A 26,652-nucleotide genomic window follows, 5' to 3' on the forward strand; every position below is an offset into this window, starting at 1 on the left:
GACGTGGACGGCCTCGACCTCATCGTCCTGGACGCCGGCGTGGCCCACTGCGTCCAGACCGTCCTCGCCGGCCGCCGGCTCGGTCCAGCCGACACCGGCCTGATGCGGGCTGCCGAGGCCGCGCTCGGCCGGCTCGGGTCGCTCGCCGAGCAGGAGCGCCCGTACGTCGAGCGGCTGTGCGCTCCGGCGGTGCTGGTCCGCATCGGTCAGGGGGTCGCCAGGCGGGCTCGGGTACGCCACTCCTCGAATCCCTCGAGGCGGCTCCTCGGAACCCACCAGACCATCCTGTCCCTGGCTGGCCTCGCGAGAAGGCGGATCGGGATGACGAAGCCCCCGCCCCGGCTGACCGGGGCGGGGGCTGCGTACGTCGTTCGAGCTGTCAGCCGAGGTTGACCGTCACACCCCCGGAGAACATCGAGTCGTGCAGCTCCAGCGTGGTCAGCTGCGTTCCGGCAGGCACGTCGAAGACCAGCACACCGTCCACGGACGTACCAGGGTTCAACTGCTCGAACAGCGTGTCGCCAGCGTTCTGCAGGTAGAACGCGGCCTCGGTGTCCGTGGAGTACTTCTTGCCCGCGGCGTCGTAGCCGTACTGGCTGGTCGAGTCGAGGGTCTGGGCCTCGTTGCCGATGTTCGCCACGCTCACGTCGACGAGGCAGAAGACACCGGCCGCCTGGGTGGACACGGGGTCGGCTCCGAGGGTGTTCTTGGAGCAGTCCACGCCGGTGACGGTGAACTCGAACTTGCCGTCCTGAACGGCCTGGTTGAGGCCTACTGCGTTCTCCGACGGGCCACCTCCGGTCGAGGACGAGCCTCCGTCAGACGACGACGAGGACGAACCGCTGTCACTGCCGCCACTGGTGGCGATGACGATGATGACGACGAGAGCGATGACCGCGAGAAGGATGAAGCGCTTCTTCTTGTAGAAGGGCCGGCTGGCCTTGCGGTATGCCTTCTCGGCCTTGGCCTGGGCCTTCGCACTCCTGGGGTCCGCGAACTGAGGAGGCGGAGGAGGGAGAGTGGGCTGAGACATGGAGGATCCTCCGTCGATGAATTCGCTCGGCGCGGATTTCGATCGTGCGAGCCCGCTGCCCAGCAGATCATCCGCGGCCTGACTGGATGTTCCGTCAGAGTGCATTGCAGGACCTCTCAGGTCACGAACCGCTTCCGACAACGTCCCGTGTACGGGATGGCACGTGTTGCCAGGGCGTGCGGCCACGATCACCACCCGTCGAGCGGTCGACCCGAGGGGGTCAGCCGCCGGGCCGGAAGTCCTGCGCGTCCCCGAGTACGCCGCTCGAGGAAACCAACAGCAGTCGGCAGCGCACCGATCGGCAGGACGGGCCGAGCATCACCCGAGATCCGTCGTCGCGCCCACGACCACCAGGTCGGAGCTGTGCGTGCCGGCCGCGTCGACGCCCGCCGGCCGCGGCTCGAAGCCCGGCAGCCCGGACAGCCCGTCGCTGCCGTCGACCACCCGCAGGGTCAGTGGCCCGCCGCCCTCGACGGTGAACGTCGCCTCGACGCCCTGGCGCGGCGGCGCGTGGAAGGTCAGCCACAGCCGGTCCTCCCCGAAGGCGTCGTCGGGCACGTCCCGCGCCTCGACCCGCGCACCCACCACCGACCCGCCGTCGGTGCGGAGGTCGAGCACGACCAGCCGCACGTCGCGCTGCGGCGTCACCCGCACGGTCACCGTCCGGCGCCCCTCGGCGGTGCGGTCGTCGAGCACCTGCACCGTCGAGGCCGGCAGACCGGCCACCTCCGCCGGCCCGGCGGCGACCGGGCGGCCGGCGAGGTACGGGTAGTCGTGCGGCAGCTCCCGGCGGCCGTCCACGTACCGGGCCGTGTACTCGCCGGGGTCGGCCTCGGTGCTCGCCCACCACGCCTCGCCGGTGTCGGCCTCCAGCGCGTAGACCAGCTGGCTGGGCACCGGGTGCTGCTGGTCGAACCGGTCGACGGCGAGCCCCACGGCGGTCAGCGCCACCGCCAGCGCTCCCGCGACCGCGGGCACCGCGACCGACCGCCGCCCTCCCGGCACGGACGGCGGCGTGAACAGCTCCTCGACCACCGGCAGCAGCGCCAGCCCGAGCAGGGTCGCCACCGCCGCCGGCGCGGCACCGCCGGCCAGCCCGAGCGCCGGGAGGAACAGCGCCACGGTGGGTGCCAGCACGACGACGGCGACCGCCCCGGCCACCAGCCCGCCCGCGAGCCGCAGCCGCTCCGGCAGCAGCCCGGCCAGCACCCCCGCCAGCGCCGGCAGCGCCGCCAGGTAGGACCCACCCGGCGCCAGCGCCGCCAGGACGACGGCGAGCACCGCCAGCAGCGCGAGCGCTCCCGTCCGCAGCCCCGCGGGCCCGACCCGCCGCCGCAGCAGCGCGTGCCAGGCCAGGACCACCGCGAGGACGACGGCCACGGCCGCCAGCCGGAGGAAGCCCGGCCGCCAGGGGTCGAGCACCCCCGCGTAGCCCGGCCGCACCAGCACGAGCAGCCGCCACAGCCCGACCACCGCCAGCGGTGCCAGCACCAGCGGCACGACCGCCGCCAGGATCCCGAGCAGGGTCCGTGACAGCGGCGACCCGCGCCGCCGGTCCACGACCGCCAGCAGGGCGACGCCGAGCACCGCCGCACCGGCCAGCGGCCACACCAGCCACCCGGGGTAGCGCGCCAGCCCCGACAGCACCGGGAAGTAGGTGGCGTCGGCGTCCCCGGGCCGGGCGAGGTCGGTCAGGTCGGCCTCGCCGAGCTCCCGGGTCAGGGCCAGCGTGTTGTCCCCCAACGCCTGCAGGGTGCCCCGGTCCAGCCGCGACGGGGTGTCCTGCGGGGTGTGGTAGGCGGCGTTGCCGTCGATGAAGGCGGTGTTGAGGCCGGTGAAGCCGCGGGCGAGCAGCACGCTGAAGTCGGTGTCGTTGGGCAGCGCCCGGTAGACCTCGACGGCGAAGCTGGTGGCCACCGGGTGCGGCACCGCGGCGGCGTACCGCTCGGCCAGGCCGGCGTTGCCCCGTGACGTCTCGAACGTGATCGGCGGCCCGGCGGTGCCGCGGGCCTCCAGGTTGAGCACGACGCCGCCCTGCGGGGCCAGCGGGTGACTGGCCGCGAACGCCTCGGCGCCGCACAGGCACGCCTCCTCGGCGTCGGTGAGCACCACGACGACCTCGTTGCGCAGCGGCTCGCCCTCCCGGAGGGCGCGCACCGTCTCCAGCAGGGTGGCCACCCCGGCGGCGTCGTCGCTGGCGCCCGGGCCGGTCTCCACCGAGTCGGTGTGCGCGACGAGGAACAGCCGCCCGGTGGACTCGGTACCCGGCAGGACGGCGACGACGTTGCGCACCCGCGCCATCTCGGCTCCCCCGGGCGAGGACTGCCACGTGCCGACGGCGTTCTGCACGCGGGTGTCGAGCCCCAGGCCGGTCAGGCCGGCGACCAGCCGGTCGACGACGCGGGCGTGCGCCTCGCTGCCGGTCACGTGCGTCTCCGCGGCGACGTCCTCCACGTGCGCGAAGGCCCGCTCGGCGCTGAAGGACGTCGCCGGGGCGTCGGCCGGCGCCGGCGCCGGCGGCTGCAGGGCCAGCACGCTCCCCACCGCGAGCCCGGCCAGCAGCACCAGCGCGGCCAGCGGTGCGAGCAGACCCCGGGCCGGGGCGGGCGGGCGCGATGCGGGCAACGGGTCCTCCTCGACCGGGCCGGGACCGGGTCACCCTAGGTGCGGCGGGAGGACACTCCGGGGATGCCGGCCGTTCCGCTCCCCCGCCGCGCCGGGCGCCGGACCAACCTCGGCCTGCTCGCCCTCCTGCTGCTCGCCGGCGGCACCGGGGTGCTGGCCTTCGGCGTCGGCACGCCGCTGCCCTCGCGGCTGGTCACCGCCGTGCACGGGGCCGCGGGGCTGGGCCTGCTGCTGCTCGGACCGTGGAAGACCGTCGTCGTCCGGCGGTCGCGGGCGCGCACGGCCGGCCGTCGCGACCCCGTCGCCGCCTGGGCGCTGGCCGCCCTCCTGGCGCTCACCGTGGTCACCGGGGTCGTGCACAGCGCGACGGGTGCCACGGTGGGCGGCGTCGGCCTGCTGCAGGTGCACGTGGCCGCCGGCGTCGGCACCGGCGCGCTGCTGGTCGTGCACGCCGTCGGCAGCCGGCAGCGGCTCCGTCGGACCGACGTCTCCCGGCGGGCGCTGCTGCGCGCCGGGGGGCTGGCGGTGGGCGCGGCCGCGCTCTGGGGCGCGGTGGAGGGCGGCCTGCGCCTCACGGGGGCACCGGGTGGACGGCGGCGCGGGACCGGCTCGCACGAGCGCGGCAGCGGCGAGCCGGCCGCCATGCCGGTCACCCAGTGGTTCACCGACGCGGTGCCCGACGGCGGGGACGACGTCCTCGAGGTGGTCGCCGGCGGCCGCACCACGCGGCTGCGCGCCGCCGGGCTCGACCGCGGCGACACCGTGACCGCCGTTCTGGACTGCACCGGCGGCTGGTACGCCGAGCAGGAGTGGCGCGGGGTGCGGCTGGACCGCCTGCTGGCCGGGACGCGGCTGCCCGAGGGCGGCAGCCTCGACGTCGTCAGCGTCACCGGCTACCGGCGGCGGCTGCCCCTGGCCGACGCCTCGTCGCTGCTGCTGGCCACGCACTGCGCGGGACGGCCGCTGTCGGCCGGGCACGGGGCGCCGGTGCGGCTGGTGGCGCCGGGCCGGCGGGGCTTCTGGTGGGTGAAGTGGGTGCGCCGGGTGGAGGTGGTCGACGGGCCGTGGTGGCTGCAGCCGCCCGTCCCCCTGCAGTAGCTCAGAGCCCCCCTGCAGTGGCTCAGAGCGTGGCGAGCCAGTTGGTCAGCAGCTGGGCGCCGGCGTCGCCGCTCTTCTCCGGGTGGAACTGGGTGGCCGACAACGCGCCGTTCTCCACCCCGGCCACGAACCGGTCGCCGTGCTCGGCCCAGGTCACCTTCGGCGGCGCCAGGCGGCTGGGCGGGCCGTCCTGGCCGAGGGTGAACTCGCGCACGCCGTAGGAGTGCACGAAGTAGAAGCGCTCGTCGGCCAGCCCGGCGAACAGCACCGTGTCCGCGGGTGCCGAGACGGTGTTCCAGCCCATGTGCGGCAGCACCGGCGCCTCGAGCTGCTCCACCGTGCCGGGCCACTCGCCGCAGCCCTCGGCGTCGTGGCCGTGCTCCACGCCGCGCTCGAACAGGACCTGCATGCCCACGCAGATGCCCAGCACCGGGCGCCCGCCGGCCAGCCGTCGGCCGATAGTGCGCGGCCCGTCGACGGCGCGCAGCTCCCGCATGCAGTGCGCGAAGGCGCCGACGCCGGGGACGACGAGACCGTCGGCGTCCAGCGCGGCGTCGCGGTCGGCGGTCACGGTGACGTCGGCGCCGACCCGGGCCAGCGCCCGCTCGGCGGAGCGGAGGTTCCCCGACCCGTAGTCGAGGACCGTCACCCTCTTCTTCACGGCTGCCACGGTACCGAGCAGCGCCGGCTCCCCCGGCGGTGTTCCCGGCCGCCCTCCGGCGGTGTTTCCGGCCCCCTCCGGTCGCGTCCCGGCGCGTCCCGGGGACGCGGTCACCCCCGGGGGTGAGAGCCGGACGGCCCGGCTCAAGGCGCCCCGGCGACCGGGCGATGTCCCGGGCATGCGACCACTGGCACAGGACGAGGAGCGCGTCGCCTTCTGGCGCCGGCACACGATCGGCGGTGTCGTTCTGTGCGTGGTGTTGCCCGCCATCGTGCTCCTGCGCACCTGGATCACCGTCGGCGTGCCCAACGCCGCCGTGATCGTGCCCCTCGCCCTGGCGGTCGCCGTCCCGGCGCCGCTGCTGCTCCTGCTGCCGGTCGAGCGACTGGTGCGCCACCCGCGCGGGCGGCTGTTCTACGACACCTGGGAGGCCGCCGGCATCGCGGTGGTGATCGTGTTGTGCCTGCTGGACGGGGGGACGACGAGCCCCTACGTGCTGTTCCTGTTCGTCCTGCTGGCGCACGCCGCGCTGGCCTACCCGCCGATCGGGGTGGCGCTGGCGGGGACGACCATCGTCGCCGGCTACCTGACGATGGGGCTGGTCGACGGCAGCCTGCGCCCGTCGGACCTGATCGTCGGCGTGCTGGCGCTGTCCGTGGCCACCGGCACCTGCGCCTTCGCCTCGGCGAACCACGTCCGCGCCTACGAGCGCACCGCGGCCTACGCGCAGGAGATCGCCGCGCTGGCCCGCCGCGACGGGCTCACCGGCACGCTCAACCACCGCGCCTTCCACGAGCGGCTCGGCGACCACGTGCGCCGGGCCGCGGCCGACTCCCCGGTCAGCCTGCTCATCGTCGACGTCGACTCCTTCAAGACCGTCAACGACACCTTCGGCCACCCCGCCGGCGACGGCGTCCTGCAGCTGGTGGGCGCCGCCCTCACCGACCTGACCCGCCCCGGCGACGTCGCCGGCCGCCTCGGCGGCGACGAGTTCGCGCTGCTGCTGCCCGACACCGCGCTGCCGGAGGCCGCCGCCATCGCCGAACGGCTGCGTGCGCGGGTCCGCGCCGACGACGCCGCGCTCGGCGCGACCCTCAGCGTCGGCGTGGCCACGGCCACCGTCCCCGACGCGACCGCCCTGCAGGCCGCTGCCGACGCGGCGGCCTACCGCGCCAAGCGCGGCGGCCGTGACCGCGTGGTGACCGCCGACGACACCACCGACGAGGTCGTCGCGGACGCCGCGGTGCCGGTCCCCGCCTCCTGACCCGCGCTCAGCGGGCCCAGGGCAGGACGGTCAGCTCGGGCCACACCGCCTGCCAGCGGGCGGCCTTGGCCTCGTGGACCGCGCGCGGCGCGGGGCTGCGCGGGTTGGGGCGCACGACCAGGCCGACCAGGTCGTCGAGGCCGTACGGCGCGTACAGCCGCGGGCCGTCGTCGCCGACCGTCACGGCGACCGCGCAGCAGACCGCGGCGAAGGCGTCGACCGCGTCCCGGCAGTCGCGGAACGGCGCGGGCGCGGTCGTGCCGAAGTGGCCGGCGTACCAGAGGTGCACCCGCGCCTGGTTGCGGATCTCGACCGGCACCGGCAGGCCGGCGAACAGCTCCGCGCCGCGGCGGATGACGGCGTCCTCGGCGTCCCAGGAGGGGTCGTCGTCCCAGTAGAAGAGGTCGGCGTCGCGGATCCCGGTGCCGGGAGGGCGCCCGGTGAGGGCGTTCCACACGGTCTGGAACAGCACGCCGGCGGTGAGCCACCAGTCGCCGACGCCGAGGGACGGCGCCCGGTCCAGCACCGCGGCCACGGTCGGGTCGGCGAGGACCAGTTCGAGGAAGCGGTCCTCGCTCACACCAGGCGCAGGATCCCCGACGCCGTCGCCAGCAGCGCCGCCACCAGCAGGATGGCGGCGAAGGCGATCTGCGGGCCGGTGCGGCCCTTGGTGTCGTGGTCGGCCTTCCAAATGCTCCACGCCCCGCCCAGCAGGAAACCGCCGACGACGACGAGGACGGCGCCGAAGCTCATGCGAGGAACCGGAGGGAGGCCACGGAGCTACAGCGCGCCCTTGGTGGACGGGACGTCGGCGACCCGCGGGTCGATCGCGACAGCGGTGCGCAGCGCGCGGGCCAGCGCCTTGAACTGGCCCTCGACGATGTGGTGGGCGTCACGGCCGGCGTCGAGCACCCGCACGTGCAGGGTGATCCGCGCGTTGAACGCGAAGGACTCGAGCACGTGCCTGGTCAGCGACGTGGGGTAGTCCGGCCCGATCGTCGGCGTCATCGTCTCGGGCTCGGCGTGCACGAGGTACGGCCGGCCCGAGAGGTCGACGGCGGCCTGCACGAGCACCTCGTCCATGGGGATCGTGGCGTCGCCGTAGCGGGTGATGCCGCGCTTGTCCCCGAGCGCCTCGGCGAAGGCCTGGCCGAGCGCGATGGCGACGTCCTCGACGGTGTGGTGCGCGTCGATGTGCAGGTCACCGTCGGCCTGCACGGTGAGGTCGATGCCGCTGTGCTTCGACAGCGCGGTGAGCATGTGGTCGTAGAAGCCGACACCGGTGCTGATCGAGCTCTTCCCGGTGCCGTCGAGGTCGACCTCGACGACGAGCTTGGTCTCGCTGGTCGCCCGCTCGACGCGTGCAGTACGGCTCATGGGTCTCAGTCTCCCAGGCGGTGGTCGGGGGCGATCGCGGCGAGGGCGGTGAGGAACGCGTCGGTCTCCGCGGGCGTGCCGGCGGTGACCCGCAGCCAGCCGGGCAGGCCGTTGTCGCGGACGAGGACGTCGTTCTCCAGCAGCGCCCGCCACGCGGCGGAGGAGTCGGCGAACCGGCCGAAGAGCACGAAGTTCGCGTCGCTGGGCACGCTGGTCAGGCCCATCCCCGGCAGCGCCGCGACGATCCGGTCGCGCTGGTCCTTGACCGCATCGACGCTGGCCAGCAGCGCGTCGGTGTGCGCCAGCGCGGCCCGCGCGGCGGCCTGGGTGAGGGAGGACAGGTGGTAGGGCAGCCGGACCAGCTGCACCGCCTCGACGACGGCGGGATCGGCGGCCAGGTAGCCCAGCCGCAGCCCCGCCATGCCGAAGGCCTTGCTCATCGTGCGGCTCACGACCAGCCGGGGCCGGCCGGGCAGCAGGGTCAGCGCCGACGGCGTGCCGGCGCGGGCGAACTCCGCGTAGGCCTCGTCCACCACGACCATGCCGGCGCGCCCGTGGCCGTACGAGCTGGCGTCGTGGAGCTGCTCGATCGTCTCCAGCGCCACCGCGGTGCCGGTGGGGTTGTTCGGGCTGGTCACGAAGACGACGTCCGGGCGGACCTCGCGCACCTGGGCGACCGCCTGCGCGGCGTCGATCGTGAAGTCCTCGCGCCGGTGCCCGTCGACCCATGGGGTGCCGGTGCCCGCGGAGAGGATCGGGTGCATCGAGTAGGACGGGGTGAAGCCCAGCGCCGTCCGCCCGGCGCCGCCGAAGGCCTGCAGCAGCTGCTGGAGCACCTCGTTGCTGCCGTTGGCCGCCCACACCTGCGCCGGCTCGATGCGCTCCCCGCCGCGGGAGAGGTAGGCGGCCAGGTCGGCGCGCAGCGCGGTCGCGTCGCGGTCGGGGTAGCGGTTGAGCTCCACCGCCGCGTGGCCGAGCGCCTCGCCGAGGGTGGCCAGCAGCTCGGCGGGCAGCGGGTGCGGGTTCTCGTTGGTGTTGAGCCGGTGGCGCACCTGCAGCTGCGGGGCGCCGTAGGGCGTGCGGCCGCGCAGCTCCGGCCGCAGTGGGAGCTCGTCGATCGACGTCCCGGGGGTGGTCGTCACGGCGTCTGCCGGGCCCGGACGGCGGCCGCGTGCGCGGGCAGGTCCTCGGCGTGGGCCAGGGCGTCGACGTGCTCGGCCACCTCGGCCAGCGCCTGCTCGTCGTACTCGACGACGTGGATGCCGCGCAGGAACGTCTGCACGCTCAACCCGCTGGAGTGCCGCGCGCAGCCGCCGGTGGGCAGCACGTGGTTGGACCCGGCGATGTAGTCACCCAGCGACACCGGCGACCACGCGCCGACGAACACCGCGCCGGCGTTGCGCACCCGCATGGCCACCGCGCGCGCGTCGCGGGTCTGGATCTCCAGGTGCTCGGCGGCGTAGGCGTCGACCACCGCGAGGCCGGCGTCGAGGTCGTCGACCAGGACGACGCCCGACTGGCTGCCGTCGAGCGCCCTGGTGATCCGGTCGGAGTGCTTGGTGGCCGCGACCTGGGCGGGCACGAGGTCGACGACGGCGTCGGCCAGCGCCTCACTCGTGGTCACCAGGACCGCGCCGGCCAGCGGGTCGTGTTCGGCCTGGCTGATCAGGTCGGCGGCGACGTGCACCGGGTCGGCGGTGTCGTCGGCGAGGATCGCGACCTCGGTGGGGCCGGCCTCGGAGTCGATGCCGATCAGGCCGCGCAGCAGCCGCTTGGCCGCGGTGACGTAGACGTTGCCGGGACCGGTGACCAGGTCGACCGGCTCGCAGGAGCCCGCGCCGTAGCCGAAGACGGCGATGGCCTGCGCCCCGCCGACCGCGTGCACCTCGCGAACGCCGAGCAGCGCGCACGCGGCCAGGACGCCGGGGTCGGGCAGGCCGCCGTTGTCCCGCTGCGGCGGGGAGGCGACCGCGATCGACTCGACCCCGGCGATCTGCGCCGGGACGACGTTCATGACCACGCTCGACAGCAGCGGCGCCAGCCCGCCGGGCACGTAGAGACCCACGCGGCGCACCGGCAGCCAGCGCTCGGTGACCGTGCCGCCGCGGACGACCTGCGTGGTGACGTCGGTGCGGGCCTGGTCGGCGTGCACCCGGCGCACCCGGGCGATCGACTCCTCCAGGGCGGCGCGCACGGCCGGGTCCAGGCCGTCGAGGGCGGCCTGCAGCGCCGCGGGGGGGACGGTGAAGTCCTCGGCGTCGACGCCGTCGAGGCGGGCGGTGATCTCCCGGACCGCCTGGGCGCCGCGGATGCGGACGTCCTCGCACAGCGGGCGGACGGTGGCGAGGACCGAGTCGATGTCGGTGGCGGCGCGGGGCAGCAGGCCGGCCAGGTCGCGGACCCCGGGCAGCGCGGAACCGCGCAGGTCGATGCGGGCGAGCACGGGGAGCCTCCGGGGGTCACGGGCGTGGGGCGGCGGTCTCCGAGGGTAGTCGGGACGGCGGAGCGGGCTGCCGCCAGCGCCCGCCCGTAGGCTCGCCGACGTGGGCGACCTCATCCCGCTGTTCCCGCTCGGGTCGCCGCTGTTCCCCGGGATCGTCCTGCCGCTGCACGTGTTCGAGCCCCGCTACCGGGCGCTGGTGCGCGACCTGCAGGCCCTGCCGGAGGGCAGCGGCCGGCGCTTCTTCGGCGTGGTCGCGATCCGCCAGGGCTGGGAGGTCGAGCGGGTAGCCCCGGCCGAGGCGCTCTACGACGTCGGCTGCAGCGCGGTGCTGCAGACGGTGCGGCCCCAGCCCGACGGCGGGTTCCAGGTCGTCACCGTCGGCGGGGACCGCTTCCGGCTGCTCGACGTCGTCGTCGGCGAGGACCCGCCCTACCTGCGCGCCGAGGTCGACTGGCTGAGCGAGGAGGAGGCCGCCGAGGAGGCCGCCGGGGACCAGGAGCAGGTCCTGGGCTCCCCCGCGGCCGGCGGGTCGGGCCTGGACGAGGGGCTGGTGGAGGAGGTGGCCAGCGGCTCGCTCGGCGTGCTGCAGCGCGGGGTCGGCAACCTGTTCTCCCGCTACGTCACCGCCGTCGCCGGGCTGCAGGCCGGCCTGGCGCAGGACGAGGCGAGCGAGGCGGCGGCCGAGCTGGCCGGGGACGGCGAGGACCCGACCGGCGCCGCCGGGCTGCTGCGGGCGGTGGCCGACGACCCGCGCGCCCTGTCCTGGCTCGTGGCCTCGGCCGCGCTGCTCACCACCGAGGACCGGCAGGCGCTGCTGGCCGAGTCGGCGACCCGGCGCCGGCTGGTGGCCGAGACCCGGCTGCTGCGCCGCGAGCTGACGCTGCTGGAGGCCGTCGGCGCGGTGCCCGCACCGCTGCACCACTTCGCCGGGCCGCTCGCCCTGAACTAGATGACTGATTCCAAGGGGTCAGTGGTCGTAGGCGAGTAGCGATCTGCGGACGGATTGGCCGGTGTGGTCGTTGTGCCAGATGACCGCGGTCAGGGCCAGCAGGCGCTGCAGCACCCGGATCAGGACGCCGGCTGGGGTGTGGCCGCCGTGCAGTTCGAGGTCGAGCTGGCCTTTGAGGGTGTCGAAGACCGACTCGATGGTCTGGCGCAGCGGTTTGAACACCGATGCGCCGGGCCGGTCGGGTTCTCCGCGGCGGGGGCGGCGCAGCAGCCTCAGCCCGGCGTCGGCCAGCTCGGCTTCGAAGCGGCGGCCGTAGTCGTGCTTGTCGGTGATGAGGATCTGTCCGGGATGGCTCGAGACGAGGGCGGGGTCGGCGCCGAGCAGGTCGAGCAGCACCTGGCGTTCGTCGGCTGTGGCGCCGGAGAGGGCGAAGGCGACCGGCAGTCCGTGCAGGGTGGCGATCAGGTGCAGCCGCAGCCCCCAGAAGTAGCGGGTGTGGCTGGCGCAGTAGCCGTACTCGGCCCAGCCGGCCAGCTCCGAGCGGCGGACCGCTTCCCGGGAGCGGGCGCATTCGATCGGCGTGGAGTCGATGACCCACACGTCATCGGCCCACAGGCTGGTGTCGGTCGCCAGGGCCCGGATCAGCCAGATCACGGTGCCGGCGAGGCGGCGCAGCCGCTTGTTGTAGCCGGGCTGGTGCGGCAGGTAGGGAAACAGCGGGCGCAGCTGCTGGCCGGCGAACCGCAGCCAGCGGGCCTCGCTGGTGAACCCCAGCAGCGCCTGCAACACCGCCAGGGTCACCAGCTCGGCATCGCTGAGCCGGGGAGCGATGCCCACCGCCGGGCGCCACGGGAGCCGCTGCGGCGCGGCCTTCAGCAGGTCATCGGTGCGGGCATACAGTGCCGTGGCGAGGGTGTCCAGGTCGGCGTCCACGAGGGCCTCCCGGCTCGACGTTGGGTTAGCAACGCCAAGCCTGAACACCCTCGCCCGTGATCACACCGGTTTCAGCCCGAACCCCTTGGAATCAGTCATCTAGTCGGAGGACCCCCTGCCCCACCGTTCGCAGGCTCGCGGCCGGGCTCTGCGGAGGGGCCGTGCCCGCACGTCACCCGCGGCCGAGGTCGTCCGAGGCGGCGAAGAGCGCCACGACGACGTAGACCAGCAGCGCGACGAAGGGGCCCACGGCCAGCGCCGGGGGTGAGGACAGCTCCAGCCCGGTGGTCACCCGCGCGCCGACGTCGCGGAGCTGCGCGGCGGTGGGCCCGGGCGCCAGCGCCTCGCCCAGCTGCCAGGCCAGCACACCGGCGACGCCGGTGCCGAGCGCGGTGGCGACCATCCACGTCACGCCCCGGCGCCGGCGCACCGCCCATGCCCCGGCCCCGGCGAGCAGGCCGAGACCGGCGAGCAGGAGCACGAGGACGGCGTCGTCGGCGACCAGCAGCTCGGCCGACGGGCGGCCCAGGGGGACCGCGCCGCCGTCGACCACCTCGAACCGCGCGCGCGGGGCGAGCCAGACCCACACCAGGCCCACCGCCAGGCCGGACAGGCCGAGCAGGCCGGCCCAGACGACGGCACCGCGCAGGTCCGACCGCAGCTCGGGCAGCGCCCGCCAGCCGGCCGGGCGGACCGCCGCGGCGACCGCGGGCACGACCGGAGCGCCGGGGACGACCGGGCGCCCGGGCGCCGCCGGGCTGCCGGGGACCGGGGAGGAGCTGCTCACGACGCCCAGTGAACCCGTCCGGTCGGCCGCGCGCTCAGAGCAGGGCGACGCTGGTGGGGCCCAGCAGCGCCTTGATGTCGCCCATCAGCGCGGTGCTCGGGCGCACCCGCAGCCCCTGGTCCAGGCGCAGCACCGTCTCCCGGCCGCCGTTGATCAGCTTCAGCTGCACCTCGGTGGTCCCGGGGTGGCTGCCGAGGACCTCGCGCAGCCGCTCCACCACCGGCGGGGTGCACCGGGCGGCCGCCATCGACACCAGCACCGGCCCGCGGGGGCCCTCGCTGAGCTCGGGGATGGTCACCTCGGAGCCGAACAGCGAGGGCTGGTCGTCGCGCCGGCTGATCCGCCCCTTCACCGCGACGATCTGGTCGCGGACGATCTTCTCCGACACCTCCGCCCACGTCTTCGGGAAGAAGAGCACCTCGATGCCGGACTCGAGGTCCTCCAGCGTGGCGATGGCCCAGGGCGCGCCCTGCTTGTTCGTGCGCGGGGAGACCGCCGTGAGGATGCCGGCGATCGTCACGTTCGCGCCGTCCTCCACCCCGCCGGCGTTGATCTCGGCGATCGGGGTGTCGGCGTTCGCCGCGAGCACGTGCTCGACGCCGTGCAGCGGGTGGTCGGAGACGTAGAGGCCGAGCATGTCGCGCTCGAACACCAGCCGCTCGGACTTCGACCAGTCCGCCGTCGGGACGACGACGTCCAGCGCCCCGCCGAACGGGTCGTCCCCTCCCCCGCCCTCGCCGAAGCTGCCGAACAGGTCGAACTGGCCCTCGGCCTCCTTGCGCTTGAGCGCCATCGCGGAGTCGACGGCCTGGGCGTGCACCGCGACGATGCCCTGCCGCGAGTGGCCTAGGGAGTCGAACGCCCCGGCCTTGGCCAGGGACTCGATGACCTTCTTGTTGCACGCGACCGTGTCGATCTTGCGCATGAAGTCGGCGAAGTCCTTGAAGGCCCCCTTCTCCTCGCGGGCCCGGCGGATCGAGTCGACGACGTTGTGCCCGACGTTGCGGACCGAGGCCAGGCCGAAGCGGATGTCGGTGCCGACGGCGGTGAAGTCCCAGGCCGACTCGTTGACGTCCGGCGGGAGCACCTTGATGCCCATCCGCCGGCACTCGGCCAGGTAGATCGGGCGGCGGTCCTTGTCGTCGCCGACGCTGGTGAGCAGGCCGGCCATGTACTCGGCCGGGTAGTTGGCCTTGAGGTAGGCGGTCCAGTAGGACACCAGGCCGTAGGCGGCCGAGTGGGCCTTGTTGAACGCGTAGTCGGCGAAGGGGACGAGGATGTCCCACAGCGTCTTGACCGCCGCGGCGGAGTAGCCGCGCTCCTTCATGCCCGCCTCGAAGCCGACGAACTCCGCGTCGAGGACCGACTTCTTCTTCTTGCCCATCGCGCGGCGCAGCAGGTCGGCCTTGCCGAGGGAGTACCCGGCGACCTTCTGCGCGATCGCCATGACCTGCTCCTGGTAGACGATCAGGCCGTAGGTCGTGCCGAGGATCTCCTCGAGCGGCTCGGCCAGCTCGGGGTGGATCGGCGTGATCTCCTGCTGGCCGTTCTTGCGCAGCGCGTAGTTGGTGTGCGAGTTCGCGCCCATCGGGCCGGGCCGGTAGAGCGCGCCGACGGCGGAGATGTCCTCGAAGTTGTCCGGGCGCATCAGCCGCAGCAGGGAGCGCATCGGCCCGCCGTCGAACTGGAAGACGCCGAGGGTGTCACCGCGGGCCAGCAGCGCGTAGGTGGCCGGGTCGGTGAGGTCCTTGCTGATCTCGTCGAGGTCGATCGGGTCCTTGCCGTTCGCGACGATGTTGCGCAGCGCGTCGTCGATGACGGTGAGGTTGCGCAGGCCCAGGAAGTCCATCTTCAGCAGGCCGAGCGTCTCGCAGGTCGGGTAGTCGAACTGCGTGATGATCGCGCCGTCGGCCTCGCGCCGCATGATCGGGATCGAGTCGATCAACGGGTAGCGGCCGATGATGACCCCGGCGGCGTGCACGCCCCACTGCCGCTTGAGGCCCTCGAGCTTGCGCGCCTGGTCGACGACCTCGGCCGCGCCGGGGTCGGACTCGTAGCGGGCACGGAACTCCGCGGCCTCCTTGTAGCGGGGGTGGGCGGGGTCGAACACCCCCGACAGCGGGATGCCCTTGCCCATCACGTCCGGGGGCATCAGCTTGGTCAGCTCGTCGCCCACCGAGTAGGGGCGGTCGAGCACGCGGGCGGCGTCCTTGATCGCGGCCTTGGCCTTGATGGTGCCGTAGGTGACGATCTGGCTGACCCGCTCCTCGCCGTACTTCTGCGAGACGTACTGGATGACCTCGCCGCGGCGGCGGTCGTCGAAGTCGATGTCGACGTCGGGCATGGAGACGCGCTCGGGGTTGAGGAACCGCTCGAAGATCAGCCCGTGCGCCAGCGGGTCGAGGTCGGTGATGCCCATCGCGTAGGCGGCCAGCGAGCCCGCCGCCGAGCCGCGGCCGGGACCCACGCGGATGCCGTTGTCCTTGGCCCAGTTGATGAAGTCGGCGACCACGAGGAAGTACCCCGGGAAGCCCATCTGGGTGATGATCCCGACCTCGTAGTCGGCCTGCTTGCGCACGTGGGCGGGGATGCCGTTCGGGTACCGCTTGTGCAGGCCGCGCTCGACCTCCTTGACGAACCAGGAGGTCTCGTCCTCCCCCGGCGGGAGCGGGAAGCGCGGCATGAGGTCGGCGCCCTCGGTGAAGCTGACCTCGCACTGCTCGGCGACCAGCAGCGTGTTGTCGCAGGCCGCGGCCAGGTCACCGGTGAACAGCGCGCGCATCTCCGCGGCGCTCTTGAGGTAGTAGCCGTCGCCGTTGAACTTGAAGCGGTTGGTCTCGTTCAGCCGCGACCCGGTCTGGATGCACAGCAGGGCGTCGTGGGCCTCGGCGTCGTCGCGGTGCGTGTAGTGCAGGTCGTTGGTGGCCAGCAGCGGGATGCCGAGGTCCTTGGCGATCTCCATCAGCGCCGGGCGGGTCCTCTGCTCGATGGACAGGCCGTGGTCCATCAGCTCGGCGTAGAAGTTCTCCTTCCCGAAGATGTCCTGGAAGTCCGCGGCGGCCTGGCGGGCGCGGTCGACCTTGCCCGCGCGCAGCCACATGTTGACCTCACCCGACGGGCAGCCGGTGGTGGCGATCAGCCCCGTGCCGTGGCGCTCGAGCAGGTCGCGGTCGAAGCGCGGCTTGCGGTACTGGCCCTCGAGGCTGGCCATGGAGGAGATGCGGAAGAGGTTGTGCATCCCCTCGGTGGTGCGCGCCAGCAGCGTCATGTGCGTGTAGGCCGCCTTGCCGCGCGAGGAGCCGCCCTCGCCGTCCTCGTCGATGAGGTTGTCGCCGAAGTCGAAGGGCGCGCGGTCGAAGCGCGAGCCGGGCGTGTAGTAGCCCTCCATGCCGATGATCGGCTTCACGCCGGCGGCGTTGGCCTGCTTGTAGAAGTCGTAGGCGCCGAAGACGTTGCCGTGGTCGGTCATCGCCAGGGCCGGCATGCCGTACTCGGCGGCGGCCTTCGTGACCTCGGGCAGCTTGGCCGCCCCGTCGAGCATCGAGTACTCGGTGTGCACGTGCAGGTGCACGAACGAGTCGGTCCCTGAGCCTCGGGTCGGACTGCTCACGGCGGTGCGGCGCTCCTCACAGGTCGTGCTGGCCCGGCCGGTGGGTGCTCCGGCGGGCGACCGGCGGGGAAGACCGGGGCGGTGCGGTGCTCCTCGGTGCGAGGAACCGACGCGGGCCCGGGCCGGCCCTTGCGATCCTCGCACTGGCGAGTGTCTACGCCGAGGGTCTGACAGGACGTGTCTCGGCGGGCCGGGACACGGGTCGTTCCAGCCGGCGCCGCATGGTGACGTGCCGGATGCCGGCCTCGGTGTACTCACCGCCCACGGCGGTGTAGCCGGCCCGCTCGTAGAAGCCGCGGGCGGTCACCTGCGCGTGCAGCTCGACCTCGGTCAGCCCGCGCAGCACCGCCTGCCGGTGCAGCTCGGCCAGCACCGCGGCCCCGTGGCCGCCTCCCCGGGCGTCCGCCTCGACCGCCATCCGGCCGATCACCGCCCGCCCGCCGCGCTCGAGCAGCCGCCCCGTGGCGACCACCCGCCCCCGGTCGTCCCGGCCGACCGCGTGGACGGCGGTGGCGTCGGCGGCGTCCTGCTCGACCTCCGGCGGCACGCCCTGCTCCTCGACGAAGACGCGGGTGCGCAGCGCCACGACCTCCGGCCAGTCGGCGGCGGTGGCCACCCGCGCGGCGGGACGGGTCACGCGGCCGCTCCCCCGGCCGGCCGCGGGGCGGGGAGCACCTCGGGCAGCGCCGACGCCGGCACGAGGAGGAACCGCAGGTCCACCGCGGCGTGCAGCAGCACCGGCAGCAGCAGCGACCCGGTGTCGAGGTACAGCGCCGCGAACACCCCGCCGAGGACACCGGTGAGCACGACGCCGTGCAGGCCCTGGTAGGCGTGGGCCAGGCCGAAGGCGACCGCCCCGGCGAGCACGAGAACCGGCACCGGCAGGCCCCCGCCGACCGCGGCCACCACGGCGAGGAAGAACCCCCGGTAGAGCCACTCCTCGCACACGCCGGCGGTCACGCCGACGACGCTGAACAGCCGGCGCTCCGCGGGCGTGCGGGGCAGCAGCGCCAGCGTGGCGTGCCCCTCGGGCTCGGCGTGCCGCCCGTGGGCCGGCGCGGCGGACCCCGGCCGGCGGGGCGCCGCCGCCCCCGCCAGCGCACCGCCGCGCAGGGCCCGCACCGAGACCAGCGAGAGCACCAGCACCAGCACGGCCGCCGTCCCCGTGACCGGGCCGGGCCAGCCGGAGGGCCAGGCCAGCCCGACGGCGGCGGCGTCCACGCCGGGCGAGGCCAGCCACAGCACGGCGGCGAGCACCGCCAGCCCCCACTCGAGCACCAGCAGCCGCCGGTAGAACGAGCGCCGGGCCTGCGGGTCGGCGCGCAGCCGGCCCTCGAACCGGCGGTGCAGCACGTGCCCGACGACGGGCTCGCCCAGCACGAGGTAGACGGCCACGACGACGACCGAGAGCGTCGCCGGCCCGAAGGCGGCGAGGGAGGCGGGCAGCTCGGTCACGGTCTACGGCAGCACGGTCTAGGGGAGCACGGCCTCAGGACTCGGCGCGCAGGATCGCCAGGGCGCCGGCGAGGTCGGGCGGGTAGGCGCTGGTGAACTCCACCCAGCGCCCGTCGGCCGGGTGGGCGAAGCCGAGCCGGACCGCGTGCAGCCACTGGCGGTCGACGCCGAGCCGCGCGGCCAGCGTCGGGTCCGCGCCGTAGGTCGTGTCGCCGACGCAGGGGTGGCGCATCGCCGAGAAGTGCACGCGGATCTGGTGGGTGCGCCCGGTCTCCAGGTGGATGTCGACCAGGCTGGCCGCGGGGAAGGCCTCGAGGACCTCGTAGTGCGTCACCGACGGCCGCCCACCGCTGACCACGGCGAACCTCCAGTCGTGCCGGGGGTGCCGGTCGATCGGTGCGTCGATGGTGCCGCGGGACGGGTCGGGGTGGCCCTGCACGAGCGCGTGGTAGCCCTTGTCGACCGTCCGCTCCTTGAACGCCGCCTTGAGCACGCTGTAGGCCCGCTCGCTCTTGGCCACGACCATCAGCCCCGTCGTCGCCGCGTCCAGCCGGTGCACCACCCCCTGCCGCTCGGGAGCGCCGGAGGTGGCGACGCGGTAGCCGGCCGCGGCCAGCCCGCCGACGACGGTCGGGCCGTCCCAGCCGGGGCTGGGGTGGGCGGCGACGCCCACCGGCTTGTCGACGACCACGACGTCGTCGTCGTCGTGGACGACCGTCAGGCCCGGCACCGGCTCGGGCGCGGGCGGCTCGCCGGGCGGCGGCGGCAGCTCGACCTCCAGCCAGCTGCCGCCGGAGAGCCGGTCGCCCTTGCCGCGGGCCCGGCCGTCGACCCACACCTTGTCGGCGTCGGCCAGCTCGGCGGCCACCGCCCGCGACAGCCCGAACAGCCGGGTCAGCGCCTGGTCGACCCGCTGGCCCTCCAGGCCGTCGGGCACCGGCAGTGCGCGGTGCAGGCCGGGAGAGGTCACGCCCGCCATCGTCCCAGGTGGCCGCGGTCAGCCGCGGGAGACGGCGCCACTGCCGTCCCCGTGGCCGTCCGCGTCACGGTCGCGGCCGCGGCTGCCGTCGAACTCGATGCCGCGCAGCGCGAGGACCGCGCCGAGCAGGCCGCCGCACACGATCGCCGAGTCGGCCAGGTTGAAGATCGGGTAGACCTCGCCGTCGGGCGCGAAGACGGAGAGGAAGTCGACGACACCGCCGCGCAGGAACCCCGGCTCGCGGAACACCCGGTCGGCCAGGTTGCCCAGGGCACCGCCGAGCACCAGTCCCAGCGACACCGCCCAGCCCAGCGAGGCCAGCCGCCGCGCCGTCCGCACGATCACCACCGCGACGGCCACGGCGATCAGGGTGAAGACCACGGTGAAGCCCTCGGCGAAGGAGAACGCCGCGCCGGTGTTGCGGGCGTGGGTCAGGTACAGCAGCCCGCCGAGCACGCGGACGTCCTCGCCGCGGTCGATCGTGGCGACGACGAGCAGCTTGGTGCCCAGGTCGGCGAGGAACACCAGCGCGGCGAGCAGGAGCAGCAGCCGGGTGCGGGGACGGCGGGCCGGCGCCTCGTCCCCGGGAGGCGCGTCCCCCGGCGTCGCGGCGCGGGCCTGCTCGGGCTGGTCGGTCAGCGCGGACTCCTGGCGATCGGGGCTGGTGCGGGCTCGCCCCGACGATAGCCGCGACCGGCCATCCTCCCCCGTGACGCACCTGCCAGAGGGCCGCCGTCCCCGCCACTCGAGTGGCGGGTGAGGAAGGTCATACCGGAACGGGGGCATCTCACACCGCTCGGAGTGCGTGTTCACCGCCCGGTCGGCCGATTGTCAGGAGGAGAACACCTCCACGGCAGGAAGGCAGTCGTGTCCACCGACATCGGTTCAGCCACCGACCCCGACGTGGTGCTCGTCGGCGGCGGCATCATGAGCGCGACCCTGGCGTCGCTGCTCGGTGTCCTCGCCCCCGAGTGGAGCGTCACCGTCTTCGAGTCCGCGGCCGACGTCGCCGGGGAGAGCTCGGACGCGTGGAACAACGCCGGCACCGGCCACGCCGCGCTCTGCGAGCTCAACTACACCCCCGCCGGGCCCGACGGCCGGGTGGACACGACCAAGGCCCGCACGATCAACGAGCAGTTCCAGGTCTCGCGCCAGTTCTGGTCGCACCTGGTGCGCACCGGCCTGACCGGCTCGCCCAAGGACTTCATCACCCCGGTGCCGCACGTCAGCTTCGTCACCGGTCAGGACGGGCGCACCTACATGCGCAACCGGCACGCCGCGCTGTCGGCGGAGCCGCTGTTCGCCGGCCTGGAGTACACCGACGACCCGGGCGAGCTCGCCGGCTGGGTACCCCTGGTGATGGACGGCCGCGACCCCGCCCAGGCCGTCGCCGCGACCCGCTCGGTCGCCGGAACCGACGTCAACTTCGGCACGCTCACCCGGCTGCTGCTCGCCCAGGGCGAGGCCCGCGGTGTGCAGGTGCACACCTCCCAGCGGGTCACCGGCCTCGAGCGGCTCGACGACGGCCGCTGGCGGGTCACCGTCACCGACCGGCGGACCGGCGAGGAGCGCTCGGTGCGCACCCGCTTCGTCTTCGTCGGCGCCGGCGGCGGGGCGCTGCCGCTGCTGCAGCGGGCCGCGATCCCCGAGATCCGCGGCTTCGGCGGCTTCCCGGTCAGCGGCCTGTTCCTCCGCACCCGCTCCCCCGAGCTGGTCGCCCAGCACCAGGCCAAGGTCTACGGCCAGGCCGCCGTGGGCGCCCCGCCGATGTCGGTGCCGCACCTGGACCTGCGCCTGGTCGACGGCGAGTACTCGCTGCTGTTCGGCCCCTACGCCGGCTTCTCGCCGAAGTTCCTCAAGGCCGGCTCGATCTTCGACCTGCCCCTCAGCGTCAAGCCGAACAACCTCGGCTCGATGCTCGGCGTCGCCCGCACCGAGCTGGCCCTGACGAGGTACCTGGTCACCGAGCTGCTCCAGTCGCGCGGCGCCCGGCACCGCACGCTGACCGCGTTCGTGCCCCGCGCCGAGCAGGCCGACTGGGAGATGATCGCCGCCGGTCAGCGGGTGCAGGTCATCAAGCAGGACCCGACGACCGGCAGGGGCGTGCTGCAGTTCGGCACCGAGCTCGTCGTCGGCTCCGACGGTTCCATCGCGGGGCTGCTCGGCGCCTCCCCGGGTGCCTCGACCGCCGTGTCGGCGATGCTCACGCTCGTCGAGCGCTGCTTCCCCGACCGGGTCGCCGCCCGCCGGAGCGCGCTGGAGGAGGCCATCCCCTCCTACGGCCGCGACCTCTCCGCCGACCCGGCCCTGCTGGCCGCCGTCCGCGAGGAGACGATGCAGACCCTCGAGCTCAACGGCTGACGCCGGGGCACCCCGGACGACCGCACGCCAGTGGCCCCCTCCGCCCCGCCGGAGGGGGCCACTGCCGTGTCGTCGCCACGGCCCTCCTGCTCGGGGCGCGCCGTCGGCGTGCCGCCGGAAGGGCTGCTCACGGGTCGTCGCCACGGCCCCCTCGCAGGGCCCCGCCGCGAGCTCGCGAGCGGTGGGGGGCGAGGGGGTCCTTCCTCAGTCGACCTCGGTGGCGGTGCCCTGCTCGCCGCGCCAGGTGGCCAGCCGGCCGGCGCGGCTGACCGCCCGGAGCCGCCGCTCGGCCTCGGGCCGGGAGCGGCGGGCCGACACCAGCAGCGCCTGGTCGCCGCGCATCAGCCGGGTGGTGTGGTCGGGGACGAACGAGCGGCCGTCGCGGACGATGAGCACCACCGCGGCGTCCTCGGGCAGCCGCAGCTCGGGCAGGTAGACGCCGTGCAGCCGGGAACCCGCGGGCACCCGCATCTGCATCAGCTCGGCGTCGAGCTCCTCCAGCGGCGCGGACTCCACCTCGACGTCGCGCGGGGTCAGCGGCGTCGCGATGCCCAGCCGCCGGGCCACCCAGGGCAGCGACCAGCCCTGGATCAGGGTGAAGACGACGACCAGCACGAACACGGTGTCGAAGACCAGGGCGGCGTCGGGCACGTCGGCGGTGAGCGGGAAGGTGGCCAGCACGATCGGCACCGCGCCGCGCAGCCCGGCCCACGAGATGAACACCTGCTGCGCCCACGGCATGCGGAACCACACCAGGCTGGCGGCCACCGACAGCGGCCGCGCCACCAGCAGCAGCGCTCCGCCGACCAGCAGCGCCGGACCGATCGCCTCGGGCAGCCGGCCCGGCGAGACCAGCAGTCCCAGCAGCACGAACAACCCGATCTGGGCCAGCGACGCCATCCCCTCGGCGAAACCGATGGACGCCGCCCGGTGCGGCAGTGCCGCGTTCCCCAGGACGAGCCCGCACAGGTAGACCGCGACGAAGCCCGACGTGTGCGCCAGCGACGCCGAGGCGAAGGCGAGCACGCACAGCGCCAGGGTGGCCAGCGGGTAGAAGCCCGACAGCGGCAGCGCCGAGCGGCGCAGCAGCCACGCCCCGCCGGCGCCCAGCGCGACGCCGATGACCGCCCCGCCGGCGAGTTCGGCGACCACCTCGAGCGCGGTCACCCACCAGGCGTGGGTCCTCTCGCCGGTGAGGGTGTCGGACAGGGCGACGACCAGCAGGATCACCGGCGCGTCGTTGAGGCCGCTCTCGGCCTCCAGGGCGGCGGCCATCCGGCGCGGCAGCGGCAGCCGGCGCAGCGAGGCGAACACCGCGGCCGCGTCGGTCGAGCTGACGACGGCCCCGAGCAGCAGCGCGAGGGGCCAGGCCAGGTCCAGCAGCCACACCCCGACGGCCGCCGTCGTCACCACGCTCACCACGACGCCGATCGTCGACAGCGCCAGTCCGGGGCCGATCGCCCGGCGGACGTCGTTCCAGCGGGTGGTCAGGCCGCCCTCGGCGAGGATGACGACCAGCGCGGCGACCCCGAGGGTCTGGGTGAGCGCGACGTCCTCGAACTCGATGCCCGCTCCGCTCTCCCCCAGCGCGACGCCCAGGGCCAGGTAGAGCAGCAGGCTGGGCAGGCCCAGCCGGTCGGCCAGCCGCAACGCGACGGCCGAGACCAGGACGACGAGCGCCCCGACCGCGAGGGCGACGGTGACCGTGGTGTTCACCGCGCCGCGCCCATGGGCGCATCCTCCCGTACCCCCGTCGCCGGGCCCTCGCCCCGGCGCCCGGAGGCGCTCGACGCCTCGGGGACAATGGCGTGCGTGAGCTCTCCCTTCCGTGCGCTGCCGCCCCAGGTCGACCTGCCCGCGATCGAGCAGGACGTGCTGCGGCGCTGGGAGGACCGCGGCGTGTTCGCCCGGTCCCTGGCCGCGACCGAGGGCCGGCCGCAGTGGGTGTTCTACGAGGGTCCGCCCACCGCCAACGGCCGCCCCGGGACCCACCACATCGAGGCGCGCGCCTTCAAGGACGTCTTCCCGCGCTTCAAGACGATGCAGGGCTGGCACGTGCCCCGCCGCGCCGGCTGGGACTGCCACGGCCTGCCGGTGGAGATCGCCGTCGAGCAGGAGCTCGGGTTCGCCGGCAAGCCCGACATCGAGCGCTACGGCATCGCGGAGTTCAACGCCCGCTGCCGTGAGTCGGTCATGCGGCACGTCGACGCCTTCAGCGACCTCACCCGCCGCATGGGCTACTGGGTCGACATGTCCACCGCCTACTGGACGATGGACCCGCACTACATCGAGAGCGTCTGGTGGTCGCTCAAGCAGGTCTTCGACGAGGGCCTGCTCGTCGAGGACCACCGCGTCGCCCCCTACTGCCCGCGCTGCGGCACCGGGCTGTCCGACCACGAGGTCGCCCAGGGCTACGAGTCGATCACCGACCCCTCGGTGTACGTCCGGCTGCCGGTCACCGACGGGCCGTGGGCGGGGACGGCCGACCTGCTGGTCTGGACGACGACGCCGTGGACGCTGCCCAGCAACACCGCCGTCGCGGTCAACCCCGACGTGACCTACGTGGTGGCGAGGCGCGGGGCGGACACCCTGGTCGTCGCCGAGCCGCTGCTGGGCGCCGTCTTCGGCGACCTCGACGACGTCGAGGTGCTGGCCCGCACCCCCGGCAGCGACTGGGAGCGGGTGCACTACCGGCGCCCGTTCGAGCTGGTCGACTTCCCCGAGGGGGAGGACGCCCACTTCGTCGTCCTGGCCGACTACGTCACCACCGACGACGGCACCGGGCTGGTGCACCAGTCCCCCGCCTTCGGCGCCGACGACCTCGCCGTCTGCCGCTCCTACGGCCTGCCGGTGGTCAACCCGATCGACGCCTCCGGCCACTTCCTGCCCGAGGTCCCGCTGGTGGGTGGGCACTTCTTCAAGGCCGCCGACGACGCCCTCGTCGTCGACCTGCAGCAGCGCGGCGTCCTGTGGCGCGAGCAGCGCTACGAGCACAGCTACCCGCACTGCTGGCGCTGCCACACGCCGCTCATGTACTACGCGCAGCCGTCCTGGTACATCCGCACCAGCGCGGTCAAGGACCAGCTGCTCGCCGAGAACGAGAAGACCCACTGGCACCCCGAGACCATCCAGTGGGGCCGCTACGGCGACTGGCTGAACAACAACGTCGACTGGGCGCTGTCCCGTGACCGGTACTGGGGCACCCCGCTGCCCATCTGGCGCAACGACGCCGACCCGTCCCGGATGGTGGCGGTCGGCTCGCTGGCCGAGCTCTCGGAGCTGACCGGCCGCGACCTGTCCGACCTCGACCCGCACCGGCCCTTCATCGACGAGGTGACCTTCACCCGCCCCGGGGAGGAGGGCACCTACCGGCGGGTGCGGCCGGTGATCGACGCCTGGTACGACTCGGGCTCGATGCCCTTCGCCCAGTGGGGCGCCCCGCACCGCAACCGGGAGCAGTTCGAGGCCGCCTATCCCGCGCAGTTCATCTGCGAGGCGATCGACCAGACCCGCGGCTGGTTCTACACGCTCATGGCCGTCGGCACGCTGGTGTTCGGCAGGAGCTCCTACGAGAACGTGCTGTGTCTGGGCCACATCCTCGCCGAGGACGGCCGCAAGATGAGCAAGCACCTGGGCAACATCCTCGAGCCCATCCCGCTCATGGACCGGCACGGCGCCGACGCCGTCCGCTGGTTCATGCTCGCCGGCGGCTCGCCGTGGTCGGCGCGCCGGGTGGGGCACGAGACGCTGTCGGAGGTGGTCCGCAAGGTCCTGCTGACCTACTGGAACACCGCCAGCTTCCTCACCCTCTACGCCGCCACCAACGACTGGGACCCCGCCGCGACGCCGCCGCCGCCGCGCGCCGAGCGGCCGCTGCTGGACCGCTGGGCGCTGGCGCAGCTGGCCGCGGTGACCGAGGGCGTCACCGACGCGCTGGAGGCCTTCGACACCCAGGGCGCCGGGCGGCTGCTCGCGCAGTTCGTCGACGACCTGTCCAACTGGTACGTGCGCCGCTCCCGGCGCCGCTTCTGGGACGGCGACCCGGCGGCGCTGGGCACGCTGCACGAGGTGCTCGACGGGCTGACCCGGCTCATGGCCCCCTTCGTCCCGTTCGTCACCGACGAGGTCTGGACGACGGTGGTCGCGCCGGGGCTGGCCGACGCGCCCGACTCGGTGCACCTGGCGTCCTGGCCCGCCGTCGACGAGGCCGCCCGCGACCCGCAGCTGGTGGCGCAGGTCGACCTGGTCCGCCGGCTGGTCGAGCTGGGCCGCTCGGCGCGGACGTCGGCGAGGGTGCGCACCCGGCAGCCGCTGGGGCGCGCCGTCGTCGCCGCGCCCGGGTTCGCCGCGCTGCCCCGCGACCTGGTGGCCGAGGTGGCCGACGAGCTCAACGTCGCCGAGCTGGCCGACCTCTCGGCGGTGGGCGGCGACCTGGTCGACGTCAGCGTCAAGGTCGACTTCCGCGCCGTCGGCCGGCGGCTGGGCGGGCAGGTGCAGGCAGTGGCGGGGGCCGTCGCCGCGGCCGACGCGCCCGCGCTGGTCGCGGCCTACCGCGCCGGGACGGCGTCGGTGGAGGTCGACGGCGCCACGGTGCCCCTCGAGGACGGCGACCTGGTGGTCACCGAGACCCCGCGCGAGGGGTGGACCGTGGCCAGCGGCGGCGGCCTGACCGTGGCCCTGGACCTGGAGCTCACGCCGGAGCTGGAGCGGGCCGGGCTGTTCCGCGAGGCGGTGCGGCTGGTGCAGGAGGCGCGCAAGAGCAGCGGCCTGGAGGTCAGCGACCGGATCGGCCTGTCGTGGGCCGCGGAGGAGCCGATGCGGACGGCGCTGCAGGAGAACGCCGACCAGCTGGCCCGCGAGGTGCTGGCGACCACGGTGCGGGAGACCACGGTGCGGGAGACCACGGTGGAGGAGGACAGGGCCGAGGACGGCGCGGTGTTCGAGGGGCCCGGCGGCCTGCGCTTCACGATCACCCGCGCCTGATCACGGCAGCCCCGCGCGATGATCAGGTGACCTGGTCCCAGCGCGTCCTCCCTCACGTCCCACCGTCGGGTAGGACGCTGCACGATCAGGTCAC

Annotated in this window: 22 protein-coding genes; 6 read left to right on the plus strand and 16 right to left on the minus strand. The window is 74.5% G+C overall.

The annotated features are described in order from the left end of the window. Nucleotides 1–3: 3 nt before the first annotated feature. Complete coding sequence (locus tag ACU616_RS25595; protein WP_446761201.1) at nt 4–393, plus strand: hypothetical protein; 390 nt, start codon at nt 4–6, stop codon at nt 391–393. On the opposite strand, the gene ACU616_RS25600 is transcribed toward ACU616_RS25595, so the two are convergent. Together ACU616_RS25600 and ACU616_RS25605 are read right to left on the minus strand one after the other, a co-directional pair. Beyond that, nucleotides 380–1,033, minus strand: coding sequence for a DUF4352 domain-containing protein (locus tag ACU616_RS25600; RefSeq protein ID WP_446761202.1), 654 nt, complete (start codon nt 1,031–1,033; stop codon nt 380–382). The genes ACU616_RS25595 and ACU616_RS25600 overlap by 14 nt on opposite strands. Nucleotides 1,034–1,351: 318 nt before the next feature. Beyond that, the gene (locus ACU616_RS25605) at nt 1,352–3,658 is read right to left on the minus strand and encodes a M20/M25/M40 family metallo-hydrolase (RefSeq protein WP_446761203.1); all 2,307 of its coding nucleotides are present in this window, start codon (nt 3,656–3,658) and stop codon (nt 1,352–1,354) included. 63 nt (nt 3,659–3,721) lie between these two features. Between ACU616_RS25605 and ACU616_RS25610 the strand changes: the two genes are divergently transcribed. Next, entirely contained in the window at nt 3,722–4,756 is a 1,035-nt protein-coding gene (locus ACU616_RS25610) for a molybdopterin-dependent oxidoreductase (RefSeq protein WP_446761204.1), read from the plus strand. A gap of 22 nt (nt 4,757–4,778) precedes the next feature. Here ACU616_RS25610 and hisH read toward each other — a convergent pair whose 3' ends face one another. Next, complete coding sequence (gene hisH, locus ACU616_RS25615; protein ID WP_446761205.1) at nt 4,779–5,417, minus strand: imidazole glycerol phosphate synthase subunit HisH; 639 nt, start codon at nt 5,415–5,417, stop codon at nt 4,779–4,781. 178 nt (nt 5,418–5,595) lie between these two features. Here hisH and ACU616_RS25620 point away from each other — a divergent pair, with 178 nt between their 5' ends. Continuing rightward, nucleotides 5,596–6,681, plus strand: a complete 1,086-nt coding sequence (locus tag ACU616_RS25620) for a diguanylate cyclase (protein ID WP_446761206.1) — start codon at nt 5,596–5,598, stop codon at nt 6,679–6,681. Nucleotides 6,682–6,688: 7 nt separating this feature from the next. On the opposite strand, the gene ACU616_RS25625 is transcribed toward ACU616_RS25620, so the two are convergent. From ACU616_RS25625 to hisD, 5 genes are read right to left on the minus strand one after another with little or no spacing between them, the layout of a single operon-like run. After that, nucleotides 6,689–7,261 carry a nucleotidyltransferase family protein gene (locus tag ACU616_RS25625; protein WP_446761207.1) on the minus strand — a complete coding sequence of 191 codons (573 nt, stop codon included), beginning with the start codon at nt 7,259–7,261 and terminating at the stop codon, nt 6,689–6,691. After that, nucleotides 7,258–7,434 carry a hypothetical protein gene (locus ACU616_RS25630; RefSeq protein WP_446761208.1) on the minus strand — a complete coding sequence of 59 codons (177 nt, stop codon included), beginning with the start codon at nt 7,432–7,434 and terminating at the stop codon, nt 7,258–7,260. Before ACU616_RS25630 ends, ACU616_RS25625 begins: the two co-directional genes overlap by 4 nt. Nucleotides 7,435–7,461: 27 nt before the next feature. Next, nucleotides 7,462–8,058, minus strand: coding sequence for an imidazoleglycerol-phosphate dehydratase HisB (hisB, locus tag ACU616_RS25635; protein ID WP_446761209.1), 597 nt, complete (start codon nt 8,056–8,058; stop codon nt 7,462–7,464). A 5-nt stretch (nt 8,059–8,063) separates the two neighbouring features. After that, a complete protein-coding gene (locus ACU616_RS25640) occupies nt 8,064–9,200 on the minus strand; it encodes a histidinol-phosphate transaminase (RefSeq protein WP_446761210.1) in 1,137 nt (378 codons plus the stop codon). Next, nucleotides 9,197–10,501, minus strand: a complete 1,305-nt coding sequence (hisD, locus tag ACU616_RS25645; protein WP_446761211.1) for a histidinol dehydrogenase — start codon at nt 10,499–10,501, stop codon at nt 9,197–9,199. Before hisD ends, ACU616_RS25640 begins: the two co-directional genes overlap by 4 nt. A 100-nt stretch (nt 10,502–10,601) precedes the next feature. On the opposite strand from hisD, the gene ACU616_RS25650 reads away from it, so the two are divergent. Then, nucleotides 10,602–11,450 carry an LON peptidase substrate-binding domain-containing protein gene (locus tag ACU616_RS25650; RefSeq protein WP_446761212.1) on the plus strand — a complete coding sequence of 283 codons (849 nt, stop codon included), beginning with the start codon at nt 10,602–10,604 and terminating at the stop codon, nt 11,448–11,450. An 18-nt stretch (nt 11,451–11,468) separates the two neighbouring features. On the opposite strand, the gene ACU616_RS25655 is transcribed toward ACU616_RS25650, so the two are convergent. From ACU616_RS25655 to lspA, 7 genes are all read right to left on the minus strand, one after another. After that, nucleotides 11,469–12,383, minus strand: a complete 915-nt coding sequence (locus ACU616_RS25655) for an IS982 family transposase (protein ID WP_446761213.1) — start codon at nt 12,381–12,383, stop codon at nt 11,469–11,471. Between the two features lie 172 nt (nt 12,384–12,555). Then, entirely contained in the window at nt 12,556–13,170 is a 615-nt protein-coding gene (locus ACU616_RS25660) for a hypothetical protein (protein ID WP_446761214.1), read from the minus strand. Nucleotides 13,171–13,204: 34 nt separating this feature from the next. Next, on the minus strand, nt 13,205–16,780 hold the full coding sequence (gene dnaE, locus ACU616_RS25665; RefSeq protein WP_446761215.1) for a DNA polymerase III subunit alpha: 3,576 nt from the start codon (nt 16,778–16,780) through the stop codon (nt 13,205–13,207). 154 nt (nt 16,781–16,934) lie between these two features. Further along, nucleotides 16,935–17,417 (minus strand): GNAT family N-acetyltransferase, encoded by a 483-nt coding sequence (locus ACU616_RS25670; protein WP_446761216.1) that lies wholly within the window; start codon nt 17,415–17,417, stop codon nt 16,935–16,937. After that, nucleotides 17,414–18,235, minus strand: coding sequence for a CPBP family intramembrane glutamic endopeptidase (locus ACU616_RS25675; protein ID WP_446761217.1), 822 nt, complete (start codon nt 18,233–18,235; stop codon nt 17,414–17,416). The genes ACU616_RS25670 and ACU616_RS25675 overlap by 4 nt, the downstream gene beginning before the upstream one ends. A gap of 34 nt (nt 18,236–18,269) precedes the next feature. Continuing rightward, nucleotides 18,270–19,214, minus strand: coding sequence for an RluA family pseudouridine synthase (locus tag ACU616_RS25680; RefSeq protein ID WP_446761218.1), 945 nt, complete (start codon nt 19,212–19,214; stop codon nt 18,270–18,272). An 18-nt stretch (nt 19,215–19,232) separates the two neighbouring features. Next, nucleotides 19,233–20,000, minus strand: coding sequence for a signal peptidase II (gene lspA / locus ACU616_RS25685; protein ID WP_446761219.1), 768 nt, complete (start codon nt 19,998–20,000; stop codon nt 19,233–19,235). A gap of 81 nt (nt 20,001–20,081) precedes the next feature. Between lspA and mqo the strand changes: the two genes are divergently transcribed. Continuing rightward, the gene (gene mqo / locus ACU616_RS25690) at nt 20,082–21,575 is read left to right on the plus strand and encodes a malate dehydrogenase (quinone) (protein WP_446761220.1); all 1,494 of its coding nucleotides are present in this window, start codon (nt 20,082–20,084) and stop codon (nt 21,573–21,575) included. A gap of 204 nt (nt 21,576–21,779) precedes the next feature. On the opposite strand, the gene ACU616_RS25695 is transcribed toward mqo, so the two are convergent. Continuing rightward, nucleotides 21,780–23,291, minus strand: coding sequence for a potassium/proton antiporter (locus ACU616_RS25695; protein ID WP_446761221.1), 1,512 nt, complete (start codon nt 23,289–23,291; stop codon nt 21,780–21,782). Between the two features lie 87 nt (nt 23,292–23,378). Between ACU616_RS25695 and ileS the strand changes: the two genes are divergently transcribed. Next, entirely contained in the window at nt 23,379–26,558 is a 3,180-nt protein-coding gene (gene ileS / locus ACU616_RS25700; protein WP_446761222.1) for an isoleucine--tRNA ligase, read from the plus strand. The last annotated feature ends 94 nt before the right edge of the window (nt 26,559–26,652 follow it).

It is taken from the genome of Geodermatophilus sp. URMC 62, assembly GCF_052931475.1.